A 14357-nucleotide genomic window follows, 5' to 3' on the forward strand; every position below is an offset into this window, starting at 1 on the left:
CCCGGCGCTTGCACGCCGGGATTATGACAGCGCCTACGGCTTCGCCAATCCGTTGTCGTTGATGAACTTCACGACCGCTTCCGTCTCCGAGGCCGCACGGCGTGTCGCGGTGGGTTCGAGCGTCCCGCGGAAGAAGGAGGGGAACCAGCCGAAATTACGCACGTTCCATTTCTCTTTCGGCAGGACGGCCGGATCGACGCCAGGGATCGATGCGTTTTTCAGTAGGTCCAGCGTGCGGCGCGTATCCGTGTGGCAGCTGACGCAATCGGTGTTGAAGAAGTGGCTGCGGTCGGCGTCGGCGACGAGGTCGACCGTCTCCTTGATCTTCGCGATTTTCTTCGGGTCGGTCACCGTCGCGTCGCCCATATCGAAAAGCGCGGCTGTGGCGAGTCCCTTGCGCTCCGCGACGGGCAGGGCGGCTTCGCCCGATGGCAGGGCGGCGTGCTTGCAGGTGATGGGGTTGAGATTGTTCGGCGCCGGGGTCGGCATGACCTGATGGGGCGTCTCCAGCACGGCGAGCCCCTGCGCCATCTGCTTGCCGTCGAGGGAGGGACCGCGCACCGGGATGAAGCCGCCATTCGGCAAAGACGGGACGACGCCCGGCGGAACCGGCGCCATCGCCAGGAAGATCCAGGGTTCGGGCGCGTCGACGTCGAGGCCCATCACCGCCATGGCGGTGAGCTTCTCGCCGGAGAGATTGCGTTGCAGCACCTCGACGAGCGCGTCCTTCAACGGCTTGGCAGTGCGCTTGTCGGCCAGCCCGGGATGCACGCCGAGCGGTTTGCCGGCGGTCGTGATCCTGGCGTCGCCGAACTTCCCGGCGGCGAGGTCGTCGCGCAGCGTCGCAAAATCGCGCGCGAGCTTTCGGAAGGCCTCGGTGTCCGGCTTCGGGCGCTTCGAGCAGCCGGGCTGCGCGGGGTCGTCGGCGCCGGTGGCGAATGTGTAGATCACGTGCGCCGCTACATCGTGGACCTGCACGCCGCCGCCGGGCTTGCGCGTCACGGGCTGGAGAATGAAGCGCAATTGCGGGGACTGGCCAAACTGCCCGATGATCTCGCTCGTGAGCCCGGGCGCGCCGGGATCGATGCGCAGGCCCGCGACGCGCCAGGCCTTGATGTCATGGGCGTCGGCCGGAAGCTTGATATGGTGGCTGACGATGGTCGTCGCCGGGCTCTCCGCATTGGCGATGAATTGCGCGAAGGCCGCGGCGGGCCAGATCGGGAGGCGCTTTGTCGGATCTTTTGGATCGGGCGCCGTCAGATCGGCGACGGCGATTGTGTTGTCGAGGTCGGCGGCGCTCTTCGGCGGCGGGAACAGCCAGGACACGTCGTCCGCCGCGAGCAGCGCCGGCGACGAGGCCGCAGGGGCGGGCGCTGCGGGAGCGGGCGCATCGGCCTGGGCCACCGTGCGGGGGGTGGCCGCATGGGCGTGGCGAACCGGCGCGTGGCGGACATGGCGCACATGCGCATTCAGGGAGGACGTCGATGCGACGACGAGAAGCGCGGCGAGCGAGACAGAGAGACGCGGGTTGCGAGGATCCCTAAAAAACATGGCAGGTTCTCCAAACAGTCAAATTTTAGAAAAAGCGTCGATCTGCCCTAAGCTTATTCTCCATGCGCGGTGTCAGGCAAGAGCCGGCGCGCGGCGACATTCGCCGCAGCGCACAGTTCAAAGTCTCGGTTCGCTCAAGGCTGAGCGTTTAGAAAAGCCATCGCCCGGTCGATCGTCGGGTCATCCAGCAGCAAGGGCGCGTGCCCTTGTCCCGGCACGGTATATTGCTCCAGCCTTGGCGCGCGCCGCGCCATCTCGTTGAAGACCTCGACCGAGAGAATGTCCGAGGTCTCGCCGCGCAGCGAAAGGATCGGGACCGCGGACAAGGCGGCGAAGGGCTCCCAGAAATCCGCGACGTCGGCCTCGGGCGTGATGTCGTCCAATGTGTGGTTGAGTTCCGGATCGTAGCGCAGCTGGACCTTGCCGTCCTTCTCTTCGAAGGTCTGGCGGGCGAAGATCTCGAACTGCTCAGGGGTGACCGCCGGAAAGTTCGCGCTCATCGCAAAGCGCATCAGCGCGGCGGCGTCGCTCATCTTTTGGAGCGGCGGCATCTTGCCGACATAGGTCTTGATGCGCAAAAGCCCGCTTTTCTCGATCACCGGCCCGATGTCGTTGAGCACCGCCGCGCGGATGACGCCCGGCCGCGCTTTCGCGATGCGCATCGTATGCAGGCCCCCGCGCGAGGTGCCGAAAAAGACCGCCTCTGAAATCCCCGCGTCGCCAAGGACGGTGAAGATGTCTTCCTCTTCGACGTCAGGGTCGTACCGGCGCCAGTCCTTGTCCCATTCGGAGCGCCCGCGTCCGCGATAGTCGAGCGCCAGCACGCGCCGCCCCGAACGCTGCGCGGCCTGCGCGATCAGAGCAAAGTCGTCGGCCGTGCGCGCGAGGCCCGGAAGGCAGACGAGCGGCAGGCGCGAACGGTCGGGGCAGGGGTAATCGAAGTAGAAAAGGCGCAGACCGTCGCCGGCGGCGACGAAGCGGCTGACGGGCGGGAGTGTCGAGCTCAAGCGAAACCCTCCTTTTCCAAGGCGTTTTACACGTTTGGGGGCCCCGTTCAAAATCCTGCCCGCGCGACGCTTGGCTTCCTTGACTTCCGGCCCGGTTGCAGCGAGGTTCCGCCCGCCCGAGAGGCCGACGGGCGCCGTCTGATTTTGTCAGGAAACACGCCAGCCCATGCGCTCTTATCTCGACTTCGAAAAGCCCGTCGCCGAACTCGAAACAAAGGTGGAGGAGTTGCGCGCGCTGGCCGAGAAAGGCGAGGGCGTCTCGATCGGCGAAGAGCTTTCCAAGCTCGAGGCCAAGGCCGCCAAGGCGCTGGCCGACCTCTACGCCGCCCTTACGCCCTGGCAGAAGATTCAGGTCGCGCGCCATCCGCAGCGGCCGCATTTTTCGGATTACGTGAAGCAGCTCGTCGCCGAATTCACGCCGCTCGCCGGCGACCGCCTGTTCGGCGAGGATTCAGCGATCGTCGGCGGATTCGGCCGCTTCAAGGGCGAGCCGGTCTGCATCATCGGCCAGGAGAAGGGCTCCGACACGGCGAGCCGCCTGCATCATAATTTCGGCATGGCCCGCCCCGAGGGCTATCGCAAGGCCGTGCGTCTGATGGAGCTGGCGGACCGTTTTGGCCTGCCGGTGATTTCGCTCGTCGATACGGCCGGCGCCTTTCCGGGCATCGACGCAGAGGAGCGCGGACAGGCCGAGGCCATCGCCCGCTCGACCGACGCTTCTCTGTCGCTCGGCGTGCCGAATGTCGCGGTGGTCGTGGGCGAGGGCGGTTCCGGCGGCGCCATCGCCATCGCCGCCGCCAACAAGGTGCTCATGCTGGAGCACGCGGTGTACACCGTCGCGTCGCCGGAAGCCTCCGCCTCTATCCTCTGGCGCGATTCGGCGAAGGCGCAGGACGCTGCGACGAGCATGAAGATCACCGCGCAGGACCTGCTGAAATTCGGCATCATCGACGTCATCGTCGCCGAGCCTGCCGGCGGCGCCCATCGCGATCCGGCCGCCGCCATCGCTTCGGTGGGCGAGGCGGTCTCGAGCGAACTCTCCCGGCTCACCAATCTCTCGCGCGAGCAGCTTCGCGCCCAGCGCGCGGACAAGTTTCTCACAATGGGCCGAAAGATCGACGTGAAGGCGTAAGTCTGGCGTTGCGTCTGGAAGTTGGGCGCATCCATGGCGCCAATGACACTTTCTCGTCCCAATCCCGGAGTTAGGTGCGCCGTGGCGGGAGGGGCTCCGAGTTCCTCTGGTAAGATTTAAGTTACGGAACTGTGTTACATTTGTCACAGTTGCGTATGTGTGCGCGGGCGCCGGGGCGCAGAGGGGAGCTGAGCGCATGAAGTATTGGGTCTCGAAGCCGGCGGCCGTGGCGGTTGCCCTTGCCGGACTTTCGCTCGCCGCTTGCCAGGACAGCGGCGTCACTCAGCGTTCGCTGGCCCCCGTTCCTCCGGAAACGCTGGCGAAGATGAGTCAGATCGGCACGACCAAAGAGTCGCCCATGCTGATCCGCGCCTACAAGAAAGAAGCGGAATTCGAAATCTGGAAGATGAATGGGGAGGGCAAATATGTCCACCTCAAGACATTCCCCATGTGCCGTTGGTCGGGCCAGCTTGGGCCCAAGACGCACGAAGGCGACCGCCAGGTGCCGGAGGGCTTCTATTCGATCACCCCGGCGCAGATGAATCCCAACTCCGCTTATTATCTGTCTTTCAACGTCGGCTATCCGAACCAGCTCGATCGCGCCTTGGGCCATAGCGGCGGCACGATCATGGTGCATGGCGCCTGCTCGTCGGCCGGCTGCTTCTCGATGACCGACGCGCAGATTGCGGAGATTTACGCCATTGCCCGCTCGGCCTTCAATGGCGGGCAGCGCGCGATCCAGATGCAGTCCTATCCGTTCCGGATGACGGCGGAAAATCTCGCCAAACACCGGCTCGATCCGAATATCGGCTTCTGGAAGAATCTGAAGGAAGGCAACGACCATTTCGAGGTGACGAAGGAAGAGCCGCAGGTGGCCTTCTGCGGTCGTCGCTACGTCTTCAACGCCCAGGCGAACGGCCATATGGATGCGCTTTCCGCCTGTCCGCCGCTGAAGCACGATCCGGAACTGATTGCGAGCGTCTCCGCAAAGGCCTCGAAGGACGATGAGAAGGTCGCGCAGCTTTCCGAGAGCGTGAAGCCGGTGCGCATCGTCTATCAGGATGGCGGCATGCATCCAAGCTTCCTGGCGCGCGTCGCCGAGACGAGCCGTCCCGAGGCGCTCACCGCGCCAGTTGAAATCGCGCTGGAAGATAAGCCCGTGAAGGCGGGCGCCAAGGCGACGCAGCTCGCCGCGAAGTCGCCTGTCGTCACGGTGGCCGCCGCCAGGGCCGCCGCGCAAACGCGTGAGGCGGAGACGACGAGCGTCGCCCAGTCGCTCGCGCCGGACGAACGTCGAGAGATGTCCGCGCTGGCTCCCGACGACAGCCCGACCGCGTCGATCAAGAAGGCGCTGGGCGTCAAGAAGTAAATCCGCCGGCATCGACCGCTCAGGAGCCGCCGTTTTCGATTCGAAGGCGGCGGCTTTTTTGCGTCCCCATTGCGCAGATGGCGAAGGGCGCTCTTTTTTGCGCGGCCCAATAATCGGCTGTTCGCGGCCAACTCGTCCAATGAGTGGATGCGCGGCGGTCCCAGCTCTTTCAGTTGCGCTCCACTCCAGCAGCCGCCCGGTCTTTGCCGCAAACCCGGCTGGTCAAGTGTTTGAGATATTAGCAGAATCAGTTATCGTCGAAACTTGGGCGACGCTGTTTTGACATTTGGAAGCTGGAGTCTTTCGATTCGGTTAGCGTTTGTGGTGCGCGCAGGCGCACTGCGCTCCTGTTCGTGTCTGCTCCGCGATGTCGAGTTCCGTGTCTAGAGCTCCCTTTTGGCAGAAATCCCTGATGGAGGGGTGGCGAACAATGAGCGGATTTCAGATGGTGCTGTCGGGCATCGAGAGCGTCCCAATCGTCCACTGCCACATACCCCGCACGGGCGGGATGTCCGTCGACTATTATTTTCGCAACGTCTTCGGGGATGAGAACTGCGTTCGCCTTGGCACGGAAGAAGACTTCATTCGCATCAGGGACCCGAACGATCCCTTCCACGCTTTTCGCTGGAAATACCTGTCTGCGCATCTCCCTGCGCGGGACATAATGAACGTCATGGGCGCGCGGAAGTTCTTCATGTTCACGATCGTCCGCGATCCCGTCGAGCGTGAGGTTTCTTCCTTCAAGAATATTGTCGAGCATAGCTACTCCGAGCATGGCCGCGATATTCGGACGTTCGACGATTACCTGGACATGAAAGAGCGCCTCGACGAGTACGATCTTCAGTGCAATTACATTCAGATGAACGAGATGCCGGCGCGATCGGTCTCCGGCGATCTTCTGAAATATATCTCGGCAGGGCATTCGATCATGACGGTCGCCCGAAACTACATGCTCCAGGAATATATGCGGGTCACACTCGGCTCCGTACATGTCATCCGGCCGCACAATGTCAGCGCGTCCCATCTGGACCTGACAAGCGATCAGCGGCGGCGGCTCGAAGGCTTCATCGAGCGGGATCTCGAGCTTTACGAACTCGTGCGCGAGGCGGAGCAGACCGGCGATCTGCTCAATGATTGGCGGATCAGTTGGCGAGCGAGCGCGCCCCCGACTCAGAAACCGAAGCCCGGCGAGCCTGCGCGACGAGAGTTCGATTATCCGCGATACACGCCGGGGCCGCATCCCTGACGCTCGGTCGGGAGTCTGTTGTGAAATGCAAGGCGGAGGCGACGCGGTAGCCTCCGCCTTTTAGTTTTGGGTTGCGATAAGGGAGCTTATAGGGCCGCTCGCCCGCGGCGCGACGGCAGGCGGTCACTAGCCAGAACTGATTTCCGCCCTTGTCGAAATTTGCGACTCCGCGTTCGCCAGCAGAGCGTATCCGCAAGCTTAGCCGTGATGGAATTCAGGAAATTCATGGGCTAAGCGTTTGCAAATGAATACGAATTTTTGTTTGCATACGGATTGTGATTCGCGTATGCATTCGTTCTATAGCAAAGTCTAGGCTTGTCCGGTCAAAAATCTTGAGCGAGGACGATCAGCATGAAAATGCCGAGCTACGCTTTCTTGATGGAAGAACTCAAAAAGAAGAACCCCAAGATGGATGGCGGCTCGAATGTCCTCGTCAACAAGGACCTGTTTAGCTTCCTCTTGAGGAAGGCCGTTTCTCTTTCGAGCTTCAATGAGCGTTTTTATCTCGACAAATATCCAGACGTGAGGGGCGCGCCGACGTCAGTTTCTGGCTTTCGCTGCTGCTAGCCTGACCGGCTGGCCTGCATCATTCTTTTCGGGCTTTTGGAGGTCTGACGCCGCGCTGTTCGGCCTCTCGCGCCGCCGGTTCCGTATGTGCGGGTTTTGAGGAAGGGCAGATGGCTGGTGAGCCTTCGTCGGCGCCAAAGATGAAAGAGGAGCGCGATTTTTCTCCGGGCCTGGCTGCTCGCAGACCTGTCACGGCTGTCGGGGCGCAGGAGGGCGAGGCAGTCCGGCTTTGGGATCGGCCCATCGTCTGGACGGTTCCGGACTCCCGCGACATGCGCGCCCTGATCAGGCGCGCCGTTGCGGATCGTCGTCGCGGGCAGCCCATCTCCCCGGGCGACATGGCCAGCCTCATTTCGGCCGGCCTCTTCGACGTCGAGTGGTATCTTGCCAATTATGGGCGGAGTTTCGGGAGCGCCGCCGAGGCGATCGAGCATTTCAGGACCGTAGGCTGTCACGGATCCTTTCAGCCGAACTACGTGTTCGACAATGAATGGTATCTGTGCATGTATCTGGATGTGGCGAATGCCGGCGTCCCGCCGCTGCTTCACTATTTTCGGGGCGGCGAAAGAGAATCGCGACGGCCGGCGCTCTGGTTTGATACGAACTGGTATCTTTCGCAATACGCTTCCGAGATCGGTGGCGGCGCCTATGCGCTCGCTCATTATCTGCGCAACCGCAAGTCGGCGCGCATAAGTCCCAATCCGCTGTTCGACGTAAGCTACTATCTCGATAGAAACCGGGACGCGATCAGGGCGAGCGGCGGCGATCCCTTCGAGCATTTTCTGCTTCAGGGCCACAGAGAAGGGCGTAACCCCTCAGCCACCTTTGACCTGGCGACGTATAAGAGCCTCAAGCTGTCGGGGAATGAGGGCGTCAATCCCCTGCTGCACGCGATCGCGGGCAGCGTCGGCTACAAGATGGACGCGGAGCCGGGCGTGGCCGATATCGCCTATGACTTGCCGACAGGCTGCGCGCCGCACGCGGGGGGATTTGCCGAAGTCGCGGGTGACGCCTATTCGCTCGCAGACGATACGCTTGTTTTCGAGAAGGCCGTCGAGGCGACGGCGGATATGTCCTCGATCGTCGCCGAGGCGCGGCGGCGCGCGCGCCGCGAATATGATCGCGTTGTTGCAGACGAGGCTGAGCTGGCGGCCTTGTTGGCTGAAGCGCGCAATAATGTTGACGTCGTTCCGACGCCCGAAAATTATGCCGGCGAGTTGAAGACGGCCGCCGCTGAGTTCGACTTCAATTACTATCTACAGGCCTATGACGACGTCCGGGCGAAAAGGCTCGATCCTTTAGCGCATTATTTCGAGAAAGGTTGGAAGGATGGATATGATCCGGCTCCCTGGTTCTCGACGCGTTACTATCTGAACTCCAATCCGGACATTGCGAAAGCTGCGATCAATCCTTTCTGGCATTACATCGTCGCAGGACGGCGCGAAGGGCGTGAGCCCAAAGTGACGGCGCAGATCGGTCGACAGATCCTGAGCGAACTCAAGACGCCGCAGGAGAGGGCGGCGATATATTGCGACCCCGCCCATAAGAAGATCGGCAAGGAATCGTTATGCGAGGCCTTCGCCAAGGCGCTGTCCAACGCTGTGGGCGCAGCGCTTTCGATCAGTCATGACTGCTATCCGCTCATCGTCGGAGGCACGCAAATCTTCATTTCGGACGAGCAGCGCAAGTTCAACGAAAACGGCCACTGCTATTTTCATTTATCACCCCTGAGAGGCGGGCTGACGCTCGAGGACGCGCCGGCTGAAAAGACGATGCTCCGCGTCGTCGTCAATGGCGAGGTCGTTGGCGCGGCGTCGGGCGCGACGGTCATCGAGGCCCTCGAGGCCGCGATGACGGCCTTCGCCGGGTCTCGCGTCTTCATCGTTCATTGCGTGCTGGGTCATTCCCTCAATGTCCTGCTCGACGCGCATACGGCGTTCCGCGCGACCGAGGCTTTCTATTGGCTGCACGACTTCTCATCGGTTTGCACGGGCTTCAATCTGCTACGAAACGACATCGACTACTGCGGAGCGCCGCCGCAAGGGTCCATGGCTTGCGGCGTTTGCGTCTACGGAGAGTCGCGCGGACCTTATCTCCGCTTGGTCCGGCGTCTTTTCGAGGCTTGCGTCTTCCGCGTCGTTTCGCCTTCGGAGGCGACGCGCGAGATGTGGGCGCGCAGCACAAATCTGCCGCACAAGGAAGTGCTGACTGTCCCCCACTGCAGGATTGAACCGGCCGGAATTTGGCGTGACACGAGGCCGGTGGGAATGATCGGCCAGCCGGCGCATCCCGTTCGCGTCGCTTTCATTGGCTACAAGGCGTACGCAAAAGGATGGGGAGCTTTCGAGAGGATCGTCGAGGAAAGTTGCGGCGTCGCCGGCTACGCCTTCTATCATTTCGCCAATAAAGGCGAAGGCGCGCCATTGCGGCGCGTGAAGAAAATCGACGCTTCCGTCACGTCGCAAAATCGGGACGCGATGATTCAGGCATTGATGCGCGAGAATATCGATATCACCGTCAACGCGGCGCTCTGGCCGGAAACTTTTTCCTACACGCTCTATGAGGCTCTGGCGGCGGGTTGCGACGTGGCGACGATCTCGGACAGCGGCAATGTCGCGACCATGGTCCGTGAAACCGGCCGCGGGCTGGTGCTCGAAGACGAAGACGCGCTCGTCGATTTCTTCGTGAGCGGCGCGGCGATCGCCTGGGTTCGCGCCCGCGCCCGGGAGGGCATATGCCGCGGCGCGCTGCGCCACACGGGGACCACCGCTGCGCTCCTCTTCGAAGACAGCCCATGGACGCGCGAACCGTGACGGGCGTTCACCTCTATACGAGCTTCACCTATTCCTATCTGCAACGCGCGCGCGTGCTCGCGAAGACTGTGCGGCGTGCGCATCCGGACTGGAAATTATGGGCCGTTCTGGTCGATGCGCCGCCGCCGACCTTCGACGATGCGGCGTGGCGAGGCGAGTTCGATTTCGTGCTGGACGCGGCGACGCTTTTTCCGAACGAGTGGGCGGCCTGGATATTCAAACACGACATCGTTGAGGCTTGCACGGCTGTGAAGGGCCGTGCGCTGATGCACATTCTCGACCAGGGCGCCGACAAGGCGATTTATCTAGATCCGGACATCGCCGTCTTTCACGGCCTCGATACTGTCGTGGAACGGTTGAACCATTCCTCCATCGTCCTGACCCCCCATCAGATCGAGCCGAACGCCACTCTGGAGGAGATGCGCGACAACGAATTCGCGTCGATGAAATACGGCATTTTCAATCTCGGCTTTCTCGCTGTTCGGAATAATTCCGAGGGTCGCGCAATGGCGCGCTGGTGGGCGGACTGTCTTTATCACGCGTGCTATGACGACGTTCCCAATGGCGTCTTCACAGACCAAAAATACTGCGACCATGTGCCGGGGCTGTTCGACAATGTGTTCATCGACCGCGATCCGGGCTGCAACGTCGCAAGCTGGAATCTCAGCCGGCGCAAGCTGACCATCGACGCAGACGGAAAAATTCGGGTCAACGGAAATCTGCTGCGTTTCTACCATTTCACCAAGATCAACGGCGACGGCGATGTGATGACGAACCGTTACGCCAGAGGAAATCTGGCCGTGTTCGAGGTCTGGAACTGGTACAAGCGCGCGATCGCCGCAATGGAGCTTCCCGGAATTCCGAAGCAGTACTGGGTCTACGCCAAATTCAAGGACGGCGCGCTCGTCGAGCGGACCATGCGGTTGCTTTATCGGTCGCGTCCCGACTTGTGGTCGCGCTTTCGCGATCCGTTCGCCGCGGGGCAGGATTCTTACCGCGCGTGGCTGGCCAGGGAAGGCCGAACTTATCTTGAGCAGATCAAGTAGCTGATAATGCGGAGCTCCAACCGTCATGCAGCATTTCGCAAGAATAGCGACGGTGGCGGATTACAGGAACTGCCGCTACGGGCCCATGTTTGGCTTCGCGTCCGACCCCGTTATCGGACGCGCCTTGAAGCTTTACGGGGAGTGGTCTGAGCACGAGATCGACGTGCTGAGCCGCTTCATCCGCGACGATACGATCGCGCTCGACATCGGCGCGAACATCGGCAACCACACGCTGGCTTTCGCCAAGCGCCATCCAAAGGCCGAGATCTGGGGCTTCGAGCCGCGACCGCTTGTGAGTTCGCTCGCCTGGGCCAATTGCGCCCGTAACGGCGTCAGGAATGCGCTCATCGTTTCGGCCGCCTGCGGCGCGGCGCCGGGCGCGATTTTGCTGGCGCCGCCCCTGGAGGGGGAGGGCAATGTGGGGGCCTTCTCGCTTCGTCAAATCTCGATTGGCGAACAACCGGCCGCCGCGGCGCCGCTTATGTCGCGCATCGAAGTCGTCGCGCTCGACGATTATGATTATGCGAGGCCCATTTCATTGCTGAAGATCGATGTGGAGGGCATGGAATTCGATGTGCTTGCCGGCGCGCGCGAGACGCTCGCCGCGCATCGGCCTGCGGTGTTTTTCGAGACCCTCGACGCTCCGAGCGCCGCCGAGCCATGCGACTTGCTGTCCCGCCTGGGCTACCGTCTCTTCTGGCTCGAGACGCATCAATTCAATCGGCTTAATCATCGGGGGCATGAAGAGAACATCTGGTGGCGCACGGAGATGGGGGTGCTCGCTTTGCCCGAGGGCTGCGAAACGGCGTTGGATCTGCCGCCTGTCCTCGGCTCGGCGGAAGCGCTGCCCTTTCGCGAAGACGCCCGCGCAGGCGTGGAGGTCGCGGGCTATCGTAAGCGCGGGCGCAGGGTGAGGGCGCGCGTAGGAGGCTAGCGCCGTCGCGCGCCGTAGTGGTAGAGAAATAATTATCTGACCGAATTTCGGGATTACGCGGTTTCACCCTGCCTCTCGCGAGCGTGGATCGACGCAGGAGGGCCGGGGCGACCGCGGACGGAATTACTTCCGACGACTTGCCATGTGCCTCACGTGATATCGGTTGATGGCGGATTTGCTCGGCGTCCGCGCGGCCCCGAATTTCTCGACGCAAGCCGCGTGGATCTCCTTCAGAAGCATTCTCCCGAGATTTTTGTTCAGAAATTCAGCCACTTCCTTGTCGCGTTCGATGCGCGAGCGGGTAGGCGGGGGGAGCAGGACTTGCCCGGCCGGGTTGCCGTGCAGCTTTCGCAGCCGAAGGAGTTCCTCGTATTCCGCGAGCGGGATTGTGACGACGGGGACGCCCGCGACTGTGGACGGACCGACCGGGAGAGCGCTTTCAATCGCCTTTTCCGACACCTTCTAACCTCCTTCAAAGCCGCTTTGAGGCCCCATCAAAGGGAGCTAAGCCAAATCGTGGAGCGCACTGTCCCGCGCGTCGCGGATGCGCCGGTCTTGGAGGCGGGCGAGCTTGGTGTGGGCTCCCGCAAGGTCCTTCACCCCGTGGAAGTGAATGGCGTTGGCGTAGATATTCCCGCCCGCGCGCCGGGCCTGCTTGCCGGGCGTCGTGGGCGCTGGCGCGGCCGGCGCGCCTGACCCGGTGGAGCCACCGGCTCCCGGCTTCGCGCCCGTGAGACTCGCCGGCATGCGGACAACGCCGCCACCAGCAGGAGCGCTTATGCCGCGAAGAGAGGAAAGGACGCCCAACGCCTCGCGCCCGGCGGCTGCAATCTGTGCGAGCGGCCCCGTCGCCGCGCCTGCGTCGACCACTGGTTTGACAGTGGTGTTGAGATGCTGAAGGGCGTTGTAGAGATCGTCCGCCTTCGTGGTTACATTTTCCGCGATCGGCGCGAAGGAGCTGGCGTCGAGCATGGTCTTCCCGAAACCCTTCACCTGGGCAAGGTGCGGCGCGCCTCCCTCGATTTGCTGAAAGAACGGCTTTGGAGGCGGGCCGGAAGGCCTGTCTAGCCGCAGCCGGCCCTCGTAGGCTGACATCGACTCGCCAACCGGCTTCGCCAGGGCGCGCGTCTCTTCTGAGCGCTGCTGCGCGTTGCGGAACCGCTCCGCCGCAGCACTCCATTTATCTGCGACTTCTGAGAGCCAGGGCAGCGCGATCGGCTTCGCGGCGGTGGCGGCGATGTCGAGAATGGACTCCTTCAGCTTGTTCAGTTTCGCTTCCGTAGTTCCCAGCTCCAGCGTCATCGCCTTATCCATGGAGCCGCGCCACGCGCCGCCATTGATGTAATCGAGGACGCGAACGATTTCCGGCGCTGCTTGCGCAAGGCGAAGACCTTCATCAAACCACTGTTGCCCGAGTACATCGCGAATGGTGCCCACCGGGTTTTTCGCCTTGGAAACACGGTCCAGAAAATCAAGGATCGTGCCCATCGCATTGGTCTGCATGCCCTGTTCAAGCTGCTTCCCGGTAAGCCCAATTTCCTTAAGCGCCCCGAGCTGGCCCGGTTGGAGCTTTGAGGCGACGCGCAGCGTGGCCGCAAACTGCGTCAGAAAGCGCGAGGCCACTTCGTCTTGCATGCCGACGCCGCGCAGCGCTGTCATCAAGGCAAGAGACTCGTCTTCGCCGACGCCGGCCGCCTGCATTCCGGCAAGCGCGCGCTGCGCCATAGCGCCAATATCTTTTTCCGCGGCCGCCGACACGTCGCCAAGGCCATTGATCTTGTTGGCGAAGGTGTCGAGTTGTGGGATGGTTTTTCCGGTTTGAGCTTTCACCTCCGTGAGCATTTGCGCGGCTTCTCTCGCGCCGATATCCCATGATGTAGCGATCTTCGCGCCGAGCATTGCAAATGCGTCAAGGTCCTTTACGGCGACGTTCCCTTGCCCGCCCTGGGCGAAGATCGCAGCCGCGTCCGCGTAGCTCATACCAATCGAGGTTGAGACTGCCCGAACCTTTCGGTCCAGCATATCCCAGCTTTGACCCGCCTCGAGGCTCACCTTCTTCTGGATATCGACGAAAGCGCTCTGCCGATTGATCGCTTCCTTTGTCGCCACGCCAACCGCCGCGAGGCCTGCGGCCGTCGTCGCGCCGATCGTCGCGCCCGCGACGACAGCGCCACCCGCGCCAAGCAAATAACCCTCGGGCGAGACGCGCGAGGCCGCTTCCAATGCGCCGGCTTTTAGCGCCGCGCCCCGCCTCGACAATGCGCCGCCGATAGCGCCGGCCGCCACAAGGCCTTCGCCGCCGATCGCGCGTGCGCCAGTCCCCGCGAGGCGGCCTATCGCGTTCCGTCCGACCTTTGCTTGCGCGCCGTCGAGCGCCCGCGTCGATTTCGAGAGCTTGTCCACGGCGACGCGAGCGCGATCGATGTCGCGCGCTTCGGCTCCGATGCGATTGAGCGCCCCAGCCGTTCGCGTCGCAGCGCCTGCGGTCTTGTCCAAGGCGCCGCCGAGTTTGGCGCTCGCGCTCCAAGCCTTGGTGAGGTCGCCGCCCAAACGCCCCGTGGCAGCCGCTGAGAGATTGCCGCTCGCCTTGCCGAAAGCCTGGAGGTCGCGCGCGGCGGCCTTGAGCTTTTCGTCCCCGGTGGTGAGAAAGCGAAGCCTTACCGCAACATCGAGATCGGCCATGAGAGCCCCT

The 14357-nt window shown here is 62.6% G+C and carries 11 protein-coding genes; 7 read left to right on the forward strand and 4 right to left on the reverse strand.

The window, feature by feature from the left end:
• Window positions 1–33: 33 nt before the first annotated feature.
• Together ACPFMJ_RS20905 and ACPFMJ_RS20910 are read right to left on the reverse strand one after the other, a co-directional pair.
• Window positions 34–1551: a hypothetical protein gene (locus tag ACPFMJ_RS20905; protein WP_424361794.1), complete on the reverse strand. Its 1518-nt coding sequence runs from the start codon at window positions 1549–1551 to the stop codon at window positions 34–36.
• Between the two features lie 134 nt (window positions 1552–1685).
• Window positions 1686–2558 carry an alpha/beta fold hydrolase gene (locus ACPFMJ_RS20910; protein WP_424361795.1) on the reverse strand — a complete coding sequence of 291 codons (873 nt, stop codon included), beginning with the start codon at window positions 2556–2558 and terminating at the stop codon, window positions 1686–1688.
• Window positions 2559–2724: 166 nt separating this feature from the next.
• Here ACPFMJ_RS20910 and ACPFMJ_RS20915 point away from each other — a divergent pair, with 166 nt between their 5' ends.
• The 7 genes from ACPFMJ_RS20915 (at window position 2725) to ACPFMJ_RS20945 (ending at window position 11665) form a co-directional block, all read left to right on the forward strand.
• Window positions 2725–3690 carry an acetyl-CoA carboxylase carboxyltransferase subunit alpha gene (locus ACPFMJ_RS20915; RefSeq protein ID WP_424361796.1) on the forward strand — a complete coding sequence of 322 codons (966 nt, stop codon included), beginning with the start codon at window positions 2725–2727 and terminating at the stop codon, window positions 3688–3690.
• Window positions 3691–3886: 196 nt separating this feature from the next.
• Window positions 3887–5059: a L,D-transpeptidase family protein gene (locus tag ACPFMJ_RS20920; RefSeq protein ID WP_424361797.1), complete on the forward strand. Its 1173-nt coding sequence runs from the start codon at window positions 3887–3889 to the stop codon at window positions 5057–5059.
• A gap of 430 nt (window positions 5060–5489) precedes the next feature.
• Window positions 5490–6305 (forward strand): sulfotransferase family 2 domain-containing protein, encoded by an 816-nt coding sequence (locus ACPFMJ_RS20925; RefSeq protein WP_424361798.1) that lies wholly within the window; start codon window positions 5490–5492, stop codon window positions 6303–6305.
• 378 nt (window positions 6306–6683) lie between these two features.
• Complete coding sequence (locus tag ACPFMJ_RS20930; protein WP_424361799.1) at window positions 6684–6872, forward strand: hypothetical protein; 189 nt, start codon at window positions 6684–6686, stop codon at window positions 6870–6872.
• A gap of 140 nt (window positions 6873–7012) precedes the next feature.
• The gene (locus ACPFMJ_RS20935; protein ID WP_424361800.1) at window positions 7013–9685 is read left to right on the forward strand and encodes a hypothetical protein; all 2673 of its coding nucleotides are present in this window, start codon (window positions 7013–7015) and stop codon (window positions 9683–9685) included.
• Window positions 9667–10731, forward strand: coding sequence for a hypothetical protein (locus tag ACPFMJ_RS20940; protein ID WP_424361801.1), 1065 nt, complete (start codon window positions 9667–9669; stop codon window positions 10729–10731). Before ACPFMJ_RS20935 ends, ACPFMJ_RS20940 begins: the two co-directional genes overlap by 19 nt.
• Before the next feature lie 25 nt (window positions 10732–10756).
• On the forward strand, window positions 10757–11665 hold the full coding sequence (locus ACPFMJ_RS20945; RefSeq protein WP_424361802.1) for an FkbM family methyltransferase: 909 nt from the start codon (window positions 10757–10759) through the stop codon (window positions 11663–11665).
• Between the two features lie 123 nt (window positions 11666–11788).
• On the opposite strand, the gene ACPFMJ_RS20950 is transcribed toward ACPFMJ_RS20945, so the two are convergent.
• Window positions 11789–12124: a hypothetical protein gene (locus ACPFMJ_RS20950; RefSeq protein WP_424361803.1), complete on the reverse strand. Its 336-nt coding sequence runs from the start codon at window positions 12122–12124 to the stop codon at window positions 11789–11791.
• A 45-nt stretch (window positions 12125–12169) separates the two neighbouring features.
• Window positions 12170–14347, reverse strand: a complete 2178-nt coding sequence (locus tag ACPFMJ_RS20955) for a phage tail tape measure protein (RefSeq protein ID WP_424361804.1) — start codon at window positions 14345–14347, stop codon at window positions 12170–12172.
• Between the last annotated feature and the right edge of the window lie 10 nt (window positions 14348–14357).

It is taken from the genome of Methylocystis parvus (assembly GCF_049675845.1).
Lineage (GTDB): Bacteria > Pseudomonadota > Alphaproteobacteria > Rhizobiales > Beijerinckiaceae > Methylocystis > Methylocystis parvus_A.